Consider the following 15,005-nt stretch of genomic DNA (forward strand, 5'->3'; position numbering starts at 1 on the left):
TCAAGTAGGTATTGCTGGTTAATTCTGGTTTAATACGGCGAATTTTTATAACAGTCAACGCGATTAATTAACGGAGAACTTATGTCCTTTACCAGTTTAGAAGCGCTCACCACACAACTGAACAACGCCCCAGAGAGCATTGAATTTAATGATGTAATCGCGCTTATCGACAGCACTTTTAGCTTTTCACCAACGGCTTTTACTAACGGTGACGTAAGCAATGAAGCCAACCAGAATAATGGCTCGTGTAAATTATTGGCGTTAGGCCAGTACCTGAAATTAAGCGACGAACAAACCTTAGCACTGTTCGGTAAGTTTTATCGCGAAGACGTGCTTAAAAATCCACAGGGTGACGACCACGCTAATATCCGAAACTTTATGATAACAGGTAGTGCCGGGGTGAGTTTTGAAGTATTTCCGCTGAAGCCAGTCGCTTAATGCAATTTAGCGTGGTTATAAAGGTCTTTGATTGATGATGGTAATCATCTCTTTATAACCACGTCCCCGAAGCGGGCATATTTTGTTACCTGAGTCTGTCCGTTCGTAATCTGACGTTACAGGTATGGTATGACTTGGTAACTTTTTAATGATTTATCAATGGTATATGCATAGAATAGGAGGCATTCGCCACGTTGAACCGTTATCGATGTGGTGTCGTTAATGTTTGTTAGTTTGCTGCTTTTAGGGTTCCTCCTTGAGATTTAAATTTATAACGCTGGTGCTGTTAGCTCTTTGCTCTTCTTGTTTGGTAAGTACAGCCCGCGCAGGCGAAGCATTTGTCTTTGCGGCGGAAGATAGCTGGCCGCCTTTTGCCAGGGCTGATGGGACCGGGTTGTCTCGAACTATCCTTGAGCAGGCACTGGCTTATTCAGATTCGACCGCACTGTTTATAACCGTGCCTTATGCCCGGGCGTTAAAAATGGCAGAGAATGGCCAGGTAGATGGCGCCTACAATGTCACACGCCAAAAGAATACGGTGGAAAAATTCGTGTTTGGCAGTGAGCCGTTATTTCAGGCCAGCGCTTCGTTTTATTATCCTGTTGGCTCTGCGTTTGATTATGTTGATGTGCAGAGTATGCCTAATGGTCTGGATATCGCATTAATAAATGGTTACGAGTATGGCGATACATTTGAAAAGCAGCGTAAACGTTTCAGAGAGGTGAGGGTGGCTAATCAGCGCCAAATTATCAATTTGCTGCGCGAAGGCAAAGTACATATGGCTATCATGTTTGATGACGTGGCAGCGTATACGCTGCAAGCCATGCAACTACCGCCAGATGCCATTCGTAAAGGCAGTCTTAATCACGTAAGCGATATCTACGTTGCCTTTTCACCTACCGCCGATAACCTTGATACAAAGCTTAAATTGCTCGATGAAGGGTTACGCAAATTAAAGCAAAGTAACGACTCGCAGTAATCTGTAAGGCTTGTATTGCTAATGGTGCAGCCAGGTGGAAGTAAACGTGAATTCTCGCGTGGGTGAGCGATGTGTAATTAAAAAACCGGATGCTTCGCGCATCCGGTTATTATCGGGAATGCTGGGGTTAGTTGCCCAGATGCGCCTGAAATTCTTCGTACGTGCCGTCGAAGTGAGTTAGCTTGTGATCTTTTATTTCGATCACTTGGGTGGCCAGTGATTCCACAAACTCACGGTCGTGGCTCACAAAAATCACGGTGCCTTCAAAAGCCATAAGGGCAATGTTGAGGGCTTCGATAGACTCCATATCCAGGTGGTTAGTTGGTTCGTCCATTACCAGTACGTTAATATCCTGCAACATGATTTTGCCAAACAACAGGCGATTTTTCTCCCCTCCAGAACACACGCTGACCTTTTTGTTAAAGTCATCGGAACCAAACAGCAAGCGTCCCAGCATGGCTTTTACCTGTAGGTCGTCGTGCTTTGGCTGGCGCCATTGTGACATCCACTCAAACATCGTCATGTCGTTAGCGAAGTCTTTGGAGCTGTCCTGTGGTACGTAACCTACGGCGGCATTTTCCGCCCATTTTACGGTACCTTCTTTCGCGCTTTCGTCACCAATTAAGCACTTAAGCAGGGTGGTTTTACCGGCACCGTTCTCACCAATAATGGCCAGTTTAGAGCCCGCTTCCAGCAGCAGGTTGCCGCCACTGAACAGATGCTCACCGGTGTAGCCGTGGCCCAGGTCTTCCAGCGTAATGGCCAGTCGGTGCAGCTTTTTATGCTGTTTAAACTGAATGTAAGGCTTCCGGCGGCTGGAGGCTTTGATATCGGCCAGCTCGATTTTCTCTAAGCGACGAGCCCGTGAAGTGGCCTGTTTTGCTTTGGAGGCGTTAGCAGAGAAGCGGGCCACAAAGCTTTGCAGTTCTTCAATTTCGGCGCTTTTCTTGGCGTTTTCGTTATGCAGTTGTTCCTGCACCAGCGCAGCCGCTTCAACAAACGCATCGTAGTTGCCCGGATAAATGCGCAGTTCGCCATAGTCAATGTCAGCCATGTGGGTACACACCTGATTTAAAAAGTGGCGATCGTGCGAAATAATGATCATGGTAGATTTACGCTTGTTCAGCTCTTCGGCCAGCCAGTGAATGGTGTAAATATCCAGGTTGTTGGTTGGTTCGTCGAGGAGCAGTACATCGGGCTCGGCAAACAGCGCCTGAGCTAACAGTACCCGCACTTTTCGGCCGGGGGCCACTTCGCGCATCAGGCCAAAGTGATAGCTTTCTTCAATACCGGCAGAAATCAGAATATCACCGGCACGAGATTCAGCGGTATACCCGTCCATTTCGGCAAACTGGGTTTCTAGCTCGGCGACTTCCATGCCTTCTTCTTCGCTCATATCGGCTTTGGCGTAAATTTCGTCACGGCGCTTCTTTACTTCCCAGAGTTCGCGATCGCCCATGATAACGGCATCAACAACGCTCATGTCTTCAAACGCAAACTGATCCTGATTCAGGATCCCCAGTTTGGTGCCGGGGGCTAGCGAAACGTTGCCGGCCGAAGGGGTTAGTTTGCCGCTTAGAATTTTCATAAACGTGGATTTTCCGCAGCCGTTGGCACCAATCAGGCCGTAACGGTTGCCGTTGCCGAATTTGGCTGAAATGTTTTCAAATAATGGCTCAGAGCCAAATTGCATGGTGATGTTGGCGGTAGTAATCAAAACGTCTTCCCGGGAAGTAAAAAGTTGGCGAACGCCAGAGATAAGGCATCAAAGCCGCGCAATATAAAGAAACATTGATGGCCTGTCCAGTTGATGTGGCGTTTTATTAACCGCTTTAGTCGTAAGCTGGCTTTTTGCCTGTAATTTCAGTTTCTTTACCCTGGTTTCACCCTGACTCATTCACACTGTTTGCAAGACGTCGCGGTCAACGTTCAACCAACGTCCAACCATTATTCCGGTAACCAGACAAGGAAACAGTGTTATGAGTACAAAATTAAAATTCGCCGCGGTTATGGTGAGTGCAGCCTTATTAAGCGCCTGTGGTGGCAGTAGCCACAACGATCAAATCGATGTACAGCCGCCACCACCACCGGCTGCGGCAATCGACGAAGCCTATCAGGGGAACTGGATATCAGAAGCCTATGGCCAGGTACTGGTGATTAGTGAAAGCAGTGTGGAGTATTACCGTTATACCTCTGATTACTGTTTGTTACAGGACGATTTTACCGACGTCACTACCGCAGACCTTATTCGCAGTGTGGATTTTATCGACAGTACAGAGAAGCTTACCTGGTATGTGGGTACTGGTACTCGTGAGTTTCATGCGCCAGCACGTGAACTGGAAAAAGTGGCCGAGGTGCCTGCTTCTTGTGTCGACAATAAATTAACGGCGGACTCAGCGTTAACGAACCCGGAAATGTTCGCGCTATATTCGCAGATTATGGATGAATACTATGTGGATTTCTCGCGCCAAAACGTGGATTGGTCTGCGCTCATGTATCAACTGGAAGGTGACATCACATCGCAAACGGATACGTTGTACGAAGCTATTTACCAAAGTTTGCTGCCTCTGGCCGACTCGCACAACTCCTGGCAAGCTAATGACGGTACACTGATCACGGTAAACACAAAACCAACCCATGCAACAAATCTAATTGAAGAATACGCCCTGGCCAACGGCCTGAGTTTTCCGCTGGAAGAGAGTGAGCTAAACAATACGATTGTTGCCAACATTGAGAGCTATATCGAAACCGCCATTGAGCAAGAAATTAACGCGGTGCTTAGCTATGCCACGTCAAACGTGAATCAGGATGATTCTGAAGAGCTCGCCTGGTTTGCTATTAACAACATCGGGTACCTGCGGATTGACGCGATGACCGGTTTCAGCTCGGCTGATGAAGAGGCTGATGACCTTGCACAGGTAACTTCGGCCTTAAATAACGTTAACGAGGTACTCGATGAGGTGCTGACGGATTTTGCCTTTACCGACGGTATGATTATTGACATTCGCTACAACGGCGGTGGTAATGATTATATCAGTCTGGCGATTGCCAGCCGCTTCACCGAGTCTGAATTCCTTGCATATAAAAAATATGCCAGAGAGGGGGCTGGCGTAACGGCAACGCGGGAGTCTTACGTCGAACCTTCGGAATTTGTGAACTATACCGGAAAGCCCGTGGTAGTGCTGGTTAGTAACGAAACCGCCTCGGCGGCCGAAACCTTTAGTTTAACCATGCATCAGCTGGATCATGTGACTTTTGTCGGTGAGCCAACTCACGGCATTTTTTCCGATATTATGACATGGGTACTGCCTGGGGAGCATCAGCTTGGTTTATCCAACGAAGTCTATTTATCGCCGGATGACGTGTGGTACGAAGGCGTGGGTGTACCGGTAGATATCGAAGTACCGTTTTTCCCACTGGAAGACCGTATCGCTGGCAAGGACTCCGGCCTTGAAGCCGCCCTTAATGCCTTGCAATAAGGCGTGTATCAGGCGCTTTTAGTCATCGTTAAGCGCCTTCTGCACCGATTGTTGCAATAAAGGTAAAGCATGGCTGGCGAACCATGGGTTACGGGTTTGCCAGCGGTTGTTTCGACCCGAAGGGTGGGGCAGAGCATAAACGGCATTTTGCTGTTTGGTAGTAGTTTCAACTGCCTGAGTCAGGGTGTTAAATTCGGGCAGGTAATACTGCTGCGAATAGCGTCCGATATATAAAGTCAGGGCTGGTTTTAGCACGCTGTGTACTTTGGCATGCCAGCTGGAAGCGCATATTTTGGGCGGCGGAGCATCGGCACCGTTCTTATAGCCGGGAAAACAAAACGCCATGGGCAAGTGGGTAAACAGTGGCGAGTAAAACTGCTCGCGGTTTACGCCCAGCCAACTGCGCAGTTTATCGCCGCTGGCATCATTCCACGGCGTTGCGCTGTCATGGGCTTTAATGCCGGGGGCCTGACCGATAATTAAAATCCGCGCATTGGTGTTTATTTGTACTACTGGTCTGGGCGGATAAGGTAAGTTTCCGGCACACAGGGTGCAGGCGCGAATAGCGCTGAGTAGTGCTTTGGCCTGATCAGGCATTTTGCTCTCCCTTGGCAATGGCGGTTAAATCCTGCTGTAAAGACCAGGTTAGCCAGTCGGTCATGGAGCGTAATCGTTTGGTTTGCAATTTTACCGGCGCATAAAGCAAGTGAACGGGTAACGGATGAGGCTCGTAGTCAGGCAGAACTATTTGCAGTTCACCGCGTTTTACGGCTTCGCTCACCTGATAATGTAAAAAACGGCAGTAGCCAACCCCACTGATACAGGCATCCAGTGCCGCATCTACCTGATTGGTAATCAAACGACTACGCATGGCCACCGACATTAATTTCACGCCCTGCTGAAAATGCCAGTCGTCGGGGTTATCCAGCACGCTTAGATGTATACAGGGTTGTTGGGCAATGTCCTGCGGGTGAGTTACCGCTGCCTGGCTAGCCATAAATTGCGGACTTGCGCATAACACATGGCGCATGGTACCCAGTTGCCGGGCCACCAGGTTATGATTGCCAATACGGCCAATGCGCACAGCAATATCAATGCCTTCACTGAGCATATCCACCGGGCGATCCAGCAATACCAGCTCTACCTGCATTTTCTGATACTGATTTAAATAAGCATTAATTTTAGGCACCACATGGCGTTTACCAAAGGTCACCGGTGCGGTAACCGTCACTTTGCCCAGCGGTTCGGCCTGACGGTCAATCAGCATGCTTTCGGCATCGTTTACCTCGGCCAGTATGGTGCGACAGCGCAGGTAGTACTCGCGGCCCTCGTCAGTAATGGCAATCTGGCGGGTATTGCGATTAAACAGCCTTACCTTGAGATGTTCTTCCAGTCCGGCAAGGGTGCGTACCACCGAGGTGAGGGACGTTTCCAGACGATTAGCCGCGGCTGTTAAACTACCCTGATCGGCAATTTCCACAAATACACGCATGGCTTTTAATTTGTCCATTTTTTACCTATTAGTGCGAAAAACGGTGTACAGAAATTAAATATCGCATATTTTTTGCGAAAATCAGACAAGTTAAGGTGTTAACGTTCTTTTAACACGGAGAAAAGTAATGAAACTGTATGACCTTGAGTTGTCGGGTAACTGTTACAAAGTCAGATTATTTGCCGCACTGGCTAATATTGAGCTGGAAATTGTACCAGTAGATTTTTTAGCCGGTGAGCACAAAGGTGCGGCGATGCTGGCGCTGAATCCCTTTGGTGAAATCCCGATCCTGGTTCATGGTGAGGTGGTACTGCGCGACGCACAGGCCATTTTGGTCTATCTGGCCCGATTGCACGATTTAGAGAGTTGGTTACCATCCGAACCGCAGCAAATGGCCGAAGTACAACAGTGGCTGGCCACAGCCGCTAACGAAATTCAGCACGGACCCAACGCGGCCCGGTTGGTGGATAAATTTGGTTACGAGCTGGACAAGCCCACCACGCTCGTCACTTCGGCACGCATTCTGGGTCTGCTCAATGATCATCTGACAGAGCATGACTGGCTGGCGTTGGGGCATCCAACCATTGCCGATTGCGCGGTAATGCCTTACGTGGCGATTGCGCCTGAAGGCGGTATTGCGCTGGATGATTATCCAAATGTGCTTGCCTGGATCGACCGTATCAAACAGTTACCCGGCTTTATTGGCATGCCGGGGCAGGTGTAAGTGCGGTAAAGCATTGTCACTGGCTGTCGCTTTTTTGCTAGACTGGCGTTGTTGCTTTTATCAGCGCTAGTTTGCAAGAGGGACATTGCGTGTTGCTAACCGGGTTTAACCTTCAATCGGTAAATATCATTCAAATTCTGGCTATATTTGCCGGGTTATTGGGCGTGGCGCTGCTTGTTGGTGAGCGTCGTTACCAAGGCCTTATTTTGGCGTTGCTGATGCAATCGGTCATGATGGCCTTTAACCTCTATGAAGAGCTCAATGTGGGTAGCGTAAGCTGGTATGTTACGCCAGCTTTCAGTTTAACCCTTGGCCCTATTTTTTACCTGTTGGTACGGGTGCTGCTGGTGCCTGAACAACCGCTGACCTGGCCGGATGCGCGGCATTTTATTGCGACGTTAATCGCGCTGCCGCTGACACCGTTTTTTCAATGGGTCTTGTTGGCCGGAGCGCTAAGCCAATTGCTGTATTTTGCCGCGGCGTTTAAATGGCTCAGGCGATATCACGCGGCGATTGCTGAAAGACAAGCCGACACAACACCGGCAGAATTACACTGGCTGTATAATACGCTGGTGGTGTTACTGATTTTGCTTATCCTCGATATGGTTCGGGTAAATCTGCAAAGCGTTATGGTGTCGCCTTACCGGGAAATCTGGTACTTGCTCGATCAGATAGCTTTTCTTATTGTTTTATGTGTAGCCGTGGTGGGGCTGGTGCGACAACCGGCTTTGTTTAGCGGTGTCAGCGAAGTAGAGCAAACCAACGCAGAGCCTGCGCCCCATGAAGACAGCCAGGCGGCGGCTATTTTTGCTTCACTGGATGCGCAAATTCGTGAGCATCAGTGGTATTGCCAGCCGCGCATTTGCTTGCAGGATATCGCTGGTTTTACCGGCCTGTCTGTTAAGGATATCTCCTGGTCTATTAATACCGGCGGCGGGGTAAGTTTTGCCGACTATATAAATCAGTTACGCATAGACAGAGCCGCCGAAATGGCCAAAGCAACGCCACAGCGCAATCTGCTCGACATTGCTATGGATGCCGGTTTCAGTTCTAAATCCTCTTTTAATGCGGTTTTTAAAAAACACACGGGTAAAACCCCGGGACAGTATCTCAACCCTTTACGCACAGGGGCTTGAGGGCAGAGGACCATAATCCAACAAGGTGCAGGATCACGAAAAATCAGGTGCAGAATCCTGATTCTGGTCGCGCTAAATACCTACAGGGCGCACATTTGACTCATCAAATTCAAATGGAGCCTGATATGCAAACTCAATCAATGAAACTTCTGCCCTTTAAAGTAATTGGGTTGTCCGTGCTATTTATTTGCGGCATTTTGTTGTTGTCGTTTACGGCGCTTGCCACCTATGTTCATTACGAACACGGCAGTACATCGCTGGATCTTTTGCGTCCGCAAAGTCTTATTTTGTCCAATGTAAATGTGCTCAGCATGGAGGATAACTCGGTAAAGGAAAATCACACTGTAATAGTGCGCGAAGGCGTGATCACCGCCGTTCAGCCAGCCAATGCACCGCTGCCACAAGGTTTAACTGAGGTCGATGGTCAGGGCGGTTTTGTTATGCCGGGACTTATCGATTTGCATGTGCATGTCCTGGATCGCAGTTATGCCAAATCTGCCCTGGCCGCTGGCGTTACCACTCTGCGTAATATGGGCGGCTATGACTATCAGCTTAAGTGGCGGGAAGAGCTTAACCGTGGTGAGTGGTTTGGTAGCCGGCTGATACTGTCATCGCCTATTTTTAACAGTGTTGAACAGGGCGATCCGCTGTCGCATTTTCGGGTTAACGATCCGCAAATTGCTCGTCAGGCCGTGCGTGATTACATTAATCAGGGTTATGACTTCATTAAGGTTTACGAAGGACTGCACGCTGATGTTTATCAGGCGGTGCTTGATGAAGCAAAGCATCTCGGTGTCTCAGTAGCGGGACATCCGTCTTACGAATTGATGGCCGAAAATCTGCAAGCCCATGGAGCGCTGGCCAGTTTTGAACATGTGGAAGAAGTGTTCGACGGTTTTTTAGGGCAGCAGCAAAATCCACAAAAGGTGCAAGAAGCGGCTGACTTTTTACGCGAACAACAGGTTCCGCTGATCCCCACGCTGGCGGTCAATCAGGAGCTTACTTTGTTAAGCCAGCAAAAACAGACGTATCTAAACCGTCAGGATTTAGCGGCCATTAACCCCTTTGTTCGCCTGGTTTACGAAGAAACCTCATTCAAGCGTTGGTTGGGTGCAGCGCCAGCGCTGGCGGACTATAACCAGCAGGTGGATGATTATCTCAATGCCATCACGCTGACGTTATATGAACAAGGCGTTACTCTGGGATTGGGTTCTGATGCCGGTGCGTTAGTTGATGTGCCCGGACCAGCCACGGTGCGCGAGGCACTGCTAATGGTAAAAGCTGGTATTCCAGCCTACGAAGTACTCAAAAGTGCTACGGTAAATGCGGCAGCTGTTATAAAACAAGATAAGGCGCTGGGTAAAATAGCGCCGGGCTTTAAGGCCGACATGCTGCTGCTGGCTGATAACCCATTGACGTTTCCGCAAACCCTGGCCAGGCCGCAAATGGTTATTCAGGGGGGCAAAACCTTTAATGAGCACGATCTCAGAATGCTTCGTGCTGAAGGGCATCAGCATAGCGGTGGCCTGGTGAGCGCGACGCGGCATTTACTGTACCTGATTTTTGCCTGAGCGCTATTTACAACCCTGAGGGCTGGTCTATCTTTAAAAGTAGAAGTACGACGAGAAACATCCGTTACTGTGCTCAGGTGTAATGGCAGGGAGATCTATAGTATGTTGTGGCTCAAACGATTTTTTTCCGGCATAAGGGAAGCCAGAGAGCCTTTTTACTTGCAATCAGCAAGCGCAACAATACCCACTGATAATGCAGAATCAGCATCATTAAAATTGGATGCCCCCCAAGAGCGTGAAAAAGAGCACTCACACGCATTTGCCGACAATTACCGAAAGTATTTCAGGGTGGGTGCGGACGACTTATTTTTACTTAAAAGCTATACAGTCGATCGCCAGTCATCGCCGGGGCAGGAACTGGAATATTATGATTTTATCCATCGGCTGGCCAACGGTACTTTTGTCGCCAGGTATCTGGTGCTGGATGCTGAGCAGTACGACCGTCCTTCGCAAAGTTATCGCTTATACTGGCAGTACGATGGCAACAATCGTAAGCTGCTCCAGGCAGACCTACCTTAAGTGGCAATTTACGCCGAACGCTTTACAACCGAGTTAAAATAAACCATATTGGTGTTTTGCAGTCTTTGTCAGGGACGAATTCGTGTTAGCCAGTATTAGTTTCGCCCAGCGCCAGCGTTTGGCCTATATTGATTTTTGCTTGTTGTTTAAAGGGGCCATTTACCGCCAGGATCTAATCAATCGCTTTGAAGTTGGCCTGTCGGCTGGTTCCCGCGATTTTAATCTGTATAAGGAACTGGCGCCGGAAAATCTGGAATACGACTCCCGTGAAAAACGCTATTTTCAAACGGCTAAATTCAAGCCGCTGTTTGAGCACGACGCCCGTCGAACCTTAATTAAGTTGGCCAATGATATCTCCGATGGCTTTGATGCCATCGGCGATATGCATTTTCCGGTGGAGTCACCCTCCAGTTTAAATGTGCCGGATATCTTTATTGTTGCCCGCCTGGTGCAGGCGATGTTAAATCAGCGCGCTGTCAGCGTTATTTATACTTCTCTTTCGAGTGGTTCTGCGGCGCGGGAGCTGGTTCCGCACGCCATTGTGGATAACGGCTTACGCTGGCACGTTCGGGCTTACGACCGCAAAAGTAACAGCTTCCGGGACTTTGTTTTAACCCGTATCAGTAAGGTAACGCTTAAAGGTGAGCCCGAGGTTAATGAGTTGGCGGAGCGGGATGGGGAGTGGCAGCGGATGATCCCGTTACAACTGGTACCGCACCCTAAAAACGTCAGTTTTCCCACCGCTATCGAAATGGACTATGGCATGGAAAACAGCCAGCTGTTAATTAACGTACGAGCGGCCATGGCGGGTTATTTACTGCGCCGATGGAATGTCGATTGTACCGAGCGTGGTACCCTGGAAGGGGCCGAATATCAACTGTGGTTGCAAAATCGCTTTACCTTGCGGGATGTCGATAATCTGGCGATTGCGCCGGGTTATACCGTCAGTAAATAAACCCTGCAGCGGGTTAATTCAGTTTAGTCTGCCAACGTTGGTATCATCGAATACCACTAAAGTGACCGTTGCAAATCTTAATCAAAAGTATAATTTAGCCGCCAAAAGAGGGGGATTTGTTCAGACTTTCTTGCGAGTGTGTCATCCTGTGCATAGAGTTATTTAAGGATGTGTTACCAGACTCTGAAGGAGGATGTATCGTTGCCTCAGTTCTACCTCTTTATTGCGGCTTTACTGGCTTTGCCGATTTCTCCGGTAGCCGCTGAAACTGAACCTAAACCCAAAAGAGTGATTGTGGGCGCTCAACTCAGTGGCTTATTTCATATTCCCGGTGAGCACGAGGGCCCGGGTGTTTACAATGAGATCCTGCAACATGCATTGGATGAAAGTGGCCTGGCGGATGAAGTGGAAATAATTGTAATGCCTATGTCCCGGGCTAAGCGAGGCTTTGTGGATAAACTCTACGCCTGTTACGCACCGGGGATAGCGACCTTCGACTTAAATGATGACACTAAGGATTTACAGGATGTGCTGATTAGCATACCGCTTAATCAGGCCATGGTAAGAATTATTGTTCGCGATGAGCAACAGATTGTACACCAGCTGAGTGACATTCCCGATCACGCAGTAATCAGCATAGTCCGTGGAACGCCGATGAGTGAGGAAATGCAGGCACTGGCCGACCGGGTTATGCAGACATTTTATGTCAGCAGTGAAACTGAAAATGTACAAATGCTAGTGGCTGGTAAAGTGGATTATTTGCTGTCGTTTTACCCGGATGTACTGTTTGCTTATAAAGAACTGGGTATGAAACCCTTACCTTATTCTAAGGATTTTTCGCCGCTGTCTATCGACGACACCATGATTTGCCACAAAGGTTATGAACACATTTTTACCGTTATCAATAACCAACTGAAAACCTTTGCTAAGAATGGCATGTTCAGGCAAATGCTGGGCGAATTTTATACCGGGCCAGAGCCAGAGGCGCTGCAAACGCCTCATTAATGTAAAATTAAAGTCAGTCCTGCTCTTTGTCCAACTGTTCTTCGGCATAGCCTTTCGGTGGCGGCGTCCAGCCGCGCCGTTTGGAATGGTTATCGTGCAAATCAGACTTTAACGCATCGTCAATCAACTGCTGTAATTCCATAAACAGATCGCGATAGTTATTATCGAACCGCTCGCCGCTGGCGTCATCTTTCCAGGCTTCGTAAAGCACATCACTCTGGCGGGCCTCTATATCCCGATAAGCGTGCTTCTGGCGTTCTGCCTGAAAGGGGTGAACACCTAATGAACGCAGCGCCTGAGCGCCGAGTTCCAGCGCCGAATGATAGGTTTCAGAAATCATGTAATCAGCCCCGGCCTGACGCAGTCGATAGCCGTGCCCGCGGTCGAAGGCGCGCACCAGTACCTTAACGTGCGGGTGGGAGAGTTTTGCGTATTTTACCATTTCAACGGCGGTTTCTTTATCATCAATGGCAATCACTATCAGGCTGGCTTCATCAATTCCGGCGGTATGTAACATTTCGGGTTTAGAAGCATCGCCAAAATATGCCTGGGTACCAATCTGGCGCATGAGATCCACCTGTTCTGAGCGAATATCCAGGATCACGGTTTTAAAGTCATTCGCCACCAGAAGGCGATTCACTATCTGGCCGAAGCGGCCAATACCTGCAATGATCACTGGCCCTTTATCATTGACCGCATCGGGCTTGCGCTTACTGCCGTTGCGCATAAAACGCGGCATGATGCCCCGCTCAAACAGAATAAACAGGCCGGGCGTAAGAAACATCGACAGGGCAACCACCAGTTGCAATAACGCAATTAAGTCTGTGGCCAGAACGTTGTTTTGCGCTGCAAAGCTAATTAACACAAAGCCAAATTCGCCGGCCTGAGCCAGACTCAGGGTTAACAACCAGCGATTACTACCTTTAAGGCCGAAAAAGGTGGCGATAAGCAATAAAACCAGTGCTTTAAGCACCATTACGCCCAACGTGATACTGACTATCAGGCCGAGATTTTCGGTCAGGGTCGCAAAATGAATACCGGCCCCCACGGTAATAAAAAACAGCCCTAACAGTAACCCTTTAAAAGGCTCGATATTGGCTTTCAGTTCGTGACGAAATTCACTGTTAGCCAGCACCACGCCAGCTAAAAATGCCCCCAGGGCAGGCGATAAGCCTACCAGCCCCATTAGTGTGGCAATACCGATAATGAGCATTAAGGCTGTGGCGGTAAATATTTCGCGCAGACCAGAGGAGGCAACAAACTTAAACAAGGGGCGGCTAAGATAATGACCACCCACTGTAACAAAGGCAATTGAGCCCATAATAACCAGTCCGTAGAGCCAGCCGGGCAGTCCTTCTACCAGGTTTTCGCTGTGCCCTGAGGCTGTTTGAACGGTGTTTTCGGCGATATCGATTAGCTCGGGCAGCGCCAGCAGTGGAATTAACGCCAGAATAGGAATAACGGCGATATCCTGAAATAACAGAATAGAGAACGCGCTTTTGGCCCCTTCGGTTTGTTGCAGGCCTTTTTCCTGAAATGTTTGCAGCACTATCGCAGTTGATGAGAGCGCGAAAATTAGCCCGACGGTTAGCGATACCTGCCAGCTAAGACCGGCGTATATGCCGATGCCCATTATGACTGCGGAGGTTAGTAGTAGTTGTAAACCACCGAGTCCTAACAGCCTGAGTTTCATATTCCATAAGGCTTTGGGCTCAAGTTCCATGCCCACTAAAAACAACATCATGACCACACCAAATTCAGCAAAGTGCTGAATAGCGTTGGTTTCTTCGCCCACCAGGCCCAAAATGGGGCCGATGACTAAACCGGCAATTAAATAGCCCAGTACGGACCCCAGCCCCAGTCGTTTCGCGATGGGTACGGCGATAACGGCCGCCAGCAAATAAATAAATGCCTGTAAAAAGTAGCCGGTCATTCACTGACTCCTATCTGGAAGTACTCTGCCAGGTTTTCCAGTTTGCTCGCTTTGTCGGTATTCAGTGAGCCACTGACCAGTTCATCCAGCAACATAGACCAAAGTGCTGAGTGGCGGGTAATACGGTGTTCTTCTTTGGCGGTGCGCGAGCCAAACAGGGCGAAGGGGGCAAGGTATTTCATTTGCGTGACCATGGCCATTTGTTCCAGCGGCTGTAGTAGCTCGCGAATGGTATAGTGATTAAAGCCGTCGGTTTGATAGGCTTCTTCGCGACCACCGGCAGACACCGCACAGAAAAACGTTTTACCCTTGAGAGCCGTGCCGTGCTTGCCGTAGGCAAAGTCATACTCCAGCACCAAATCCTGCCATTCTTTTAACAGGGCAGGCGTGGAGAACCAAAACACCGGAAACTGAAAAATAATCACATCATGGTCGAGCAGTCGCTGTTGCTCACGGTCTATCCGAATATTAAAATCCGGGTATTCGGCGTACAAATCGATGGCGGTAACGCCGGCCTGCTGCCGGGCAATATTAAACAGCACACTATTTACCTCAGAACGGGTCTGCGAAGGGTGAGCAAATAATACGAGTACCCTTGCTGAGGTACCTGAGGACGACGGGGAAGACATGTTATGGCTGGAACTCAAAAAGGCTAAGAGTTAACAATTTAAGGCAATTTTGGCGTTTTTCAAGCACTTCTCTGCGTGGTTCAAAGACAAATTTAAATTGCGTTGAATCAGGCAAAAAAACGCTTAAGTAACAGGTGTGAGGCAT

Annotated in this window: 14 protein-coding genes; 9 read left to right on the top strand and 5 right to left on the bottom strand. The window is 48.9% G+C overall.

The window, feature by feature from the left end; all coding sequences use genetic code 11:
- Nucleotides 1-81: 81 nt before the first annotated feature.
- Together BFC17_RS06990 and BFC17_RS06995 are read left to right on the top strand one after the other, a co-directional pair.
- On the top strand, nt 82-438 hold the full coding sequence (locus BFC17_RS06990; RefSeq protein WP_070175737.1) for a HopJ type III effector protein: 357 nt from the start codon (nt 82-84) through the stop codon (nt 436-438).
- 256 nt (nt 439-694) lie between these two features.
- Nucleotides 695-1,417: a substrate-binding periplasmic protein gene (locus BFC17_RS06995; RefSeq protein ID WP_070175738.1), complete on the top strand. Its 723-nt coding sequence runs from the start codon at nt 695-697 to the stop codon at nt 1,415-1,417.
- A 127-nt stretch (nt 1,418-1,544) separates the two neighbouring features.
- Here BFC17_RS06995 and BFC17_RS07000 read toward each other — a convergent pair whose 3' ends face one another.
- Nucleotides 1,545-3,134, bottom strand: coding sequence for an ABC-F family ATPase (locus BFC17_RS07000; protein WP_070175739.1), 1,590 nt, complete (start codon nt 3,132-3,134; stop codon nt 1,545-1,547).
- 262 nt (nt 3,135-3,396) lie between these two features.
- Between BFC17_RS07000 and BFC17_RS07005 the strand changes: the two genes are divergently transcribed.
- Entirely contained in the window at nt 3,397-4,896 is a 1,500-nt protein-coding gene (locus tag BFC17_RS07005) for a S41 family peptidase (protein WP_070175740.1), read from the top strand.
- A gap of 18 nt (nt 4,897-4,914) precedes the next feature.
- Here BFC17_RS07005 and BFC17_RS07010 read toward each other — a convergent pair whose 3' ends face one another.
- Together BFC17_RS07010 and BFC17_RS07015 are read right to left on the bottom strand one after the other, a co-directional pair.
- Complete coding sequence (locus BFC17_RS07010; RefSeq protein WP_070175741.1) at nt 4,915-5,493, bottom strand: uracil-DNA glycosylase family protein; 579 nt, start codon at nt 5,491-5,493, stop codon at nt 4,915-4,917.
- The gene (locus BFC17_RS07015) at nt 5,486-6,406 is read right to left on the bottom strand and encodes a LysR family transcriptional regulator (RefSeq protein WP_070175742.1); all 921 of its coding nucleotides are present in this window, start codon (nt 6,404-6,406) and stop codon (nt 5,486-5,488) included. Before BFC17_RS07015 ends, BFC17_RS07010 begins: the two co-directional genes overlap by 8 nt.
- A 109-nt stretch (nt 6,407-6,515) precedes the next feature.
- Here BFC17_RS07015 and BFC17_RS07020 point away from each other — a divergent pair, with 109 nt between their 5' ends.
- The 6 genes from BFC17_RS07020 to BFC17_RS07045 all read left to right on the top strand — a co-directional run bounded on the left by BFC17_RS07020 (nt 6,516) and on the right by BFC17_RS07045 (nt 12,298).
- Complete coding sequence (locus BFC17_RS07020) at nt 6,516-7,112, top strand: glutathione S-transferase family protein (protein ID WP_070175743.1); 597 nt, start codon at nt 6,516-6,518, stop codon at nt 7,110-7,112.
- 89 nt (nt 7,113-7,201) lie between these two features.
- On the top strand, nt 7,202-8,248 hold the full coding sequence (locus BFC17_RS07025) for an AraC family transcriptional regulator (protein ID WP_070175744.1): 1,047 nt from the start codon (nt 7,202-7,204) through the stop codon (nt 8,246-8,248).
- Between the two features lie 125 nt (nt 8,249-8,373).
- Nucleotides 8,374-9,819 carry an amidohydrolase family protein gene (locus BFC17_RS07030; protein ID WP_175439538.1) on the top strand — a complete coding sequence of 482 codons (1,446 nt, stop codon included), beginning with the start codon at nt 8,374-8,376 and terminating at the stop codon, nt 9,817-9,819.
- A gap of 216 nt (nt 9,820-10,035) precedes the next feature.
- A complete protein-coding gene (locus tag BFC17_RS07035) occupies nt 10,036-10,338 on the top strand; it encodes a hypothetical protein (protein ID WP_139142019.1) in 303 nt (100 codons plus the stop codon).
- Nucleotides 10,339-10,420: 82 nt separating this feature from the next.
- The gene (locus tag BFC17_RS07040) at nt 10,421-11,293 is read left to right on the top strand and encodes a WYL domain-containing protein (protein ID WP_070175747.1); all 873 of its coding nucleotides are present in this window, start codon (nt 10,421-10,423) and stop codon (nt 11,291-11,293) included.
- Nucleotides 11,294-11,494: 201 nt separating this feature from the next.
- Nucleotides 11,495-12,298, top strand: a complete 804-nt coding sequence (locus tag BFC17_RS07045; protein ID WP_070175748.1) for a type 2 periplasmic-binding domain-containing protein — start codon at nt 11,495-11,497, stop codon at nt 12,296-12,298.
- A gap of 13 nt (nt 12,299-12,311) precedes the next feature.
- Here the strand turns inward: BFC17_RS07045 and BFC17_RS07050 are convergent, their stop codons facing one another.
- Nucleotides 12,312-14,231: a cation:proton antiporter domain-containing protein gene (locus BFC17_RS07050; protein ID WP_070175749.1), complete on the bottom strand. Its 1,920-nt coding sequence runs from the start codon at nt 14,229-14,231 to the stop codon at nt 12,312-12,314.
- Nucleotides 14,228-14,860 carry an NAD(P)H-dependent oxidoreductase gene (locus BFC17_RS07055; RefSeq protein WP_070175750.1) on the bottom strand — a complete coding sequence of 211 codons (633 nt, stop codon included), beginning with the start codon at nt 14,858-14,860 and terminating at the stop codon, nt 14,228-14,230. The genes BFC17_RS07050 and BFC17_RS07055 overlap by 4 nt, the downstream gene beginning before the upstream one ends.
- Nucleotides 14,861-15,005: the final 145 nt, after the last annotated feature.

Source organism: Marisediminitalea lipolytica, from assembly GCF_001758465.1.
GTDB classification, from domain to species: Bacteria; Pseudomonadota; Gammaproteobacteria; order Enterobacterales; family Alteromonadaceae; genus Alteromonas; species Alteromonas lipolytica.

What these genes read in the sequence shown, in the direction of transcription:
- BFC17_RS06990 (WP_070175737.1), top strand. Translation starts at nt 82, where the DNA reads ATGTCCTTTACCAGTTTAGAAGCGCTCACCACACAACTGAACAACGCC.
- BFC17_RS07005 (WP_070175740.1), top strand. Translation starts at nt 3,397, where the DNA reads ATGAGTACAAAATTAAAATTCGCCGCGGTTATGGTGAGTGCAGCCTTA.
- BFC17_RS07010 (WP_070175741.1), bottom strand. Translation starts at nt 5,493, where the DNA reads ATGCCTGATCAGGCCAAAGCACTACTCAGCGCTATTCGCGCCTGCACC.
- BFC17_RS07015 (WP_070175742.1), bottom strand. Translation starts at nt 6,406, where the DNA reads ATGGACAAATTAAAAGCCATGCGTGTATTTGTGGAAATTGCCGATCAG.
- BFC17_RS07020 (WP_070175743.1), top strand. Translation starts at nt 6,516, where the DNA reads ATGAAACTGTATGACCTTGAGTTGTCGGGTAACTGTTACAAAGTCAGA.
- BFC17_RS07030 (WP_175439538.1), top strand. Translation starts at nt 8,374, where the DNA reads ATGCAAACTCAATCAATGAAACTTCTGCCCTTTAAAGTAATTGGGTTG.
- BFC17_RS07050 (WP_070175749.1), bottom strand. Translation starts at nt 14,231, where the DNA reads ATGACCGGCTACTTTTTACAGGCATTTATTTATTTGCTGGCGGCCGTT.
- BFC17_RS07055 (WP_070175750.1), bottom strand. Translation starts at nt 14,860, where the DNA reads ATGTCTTCCCCGTCGTCCTCAGGTACCTCAGCAAGGGTACTCGTATTA.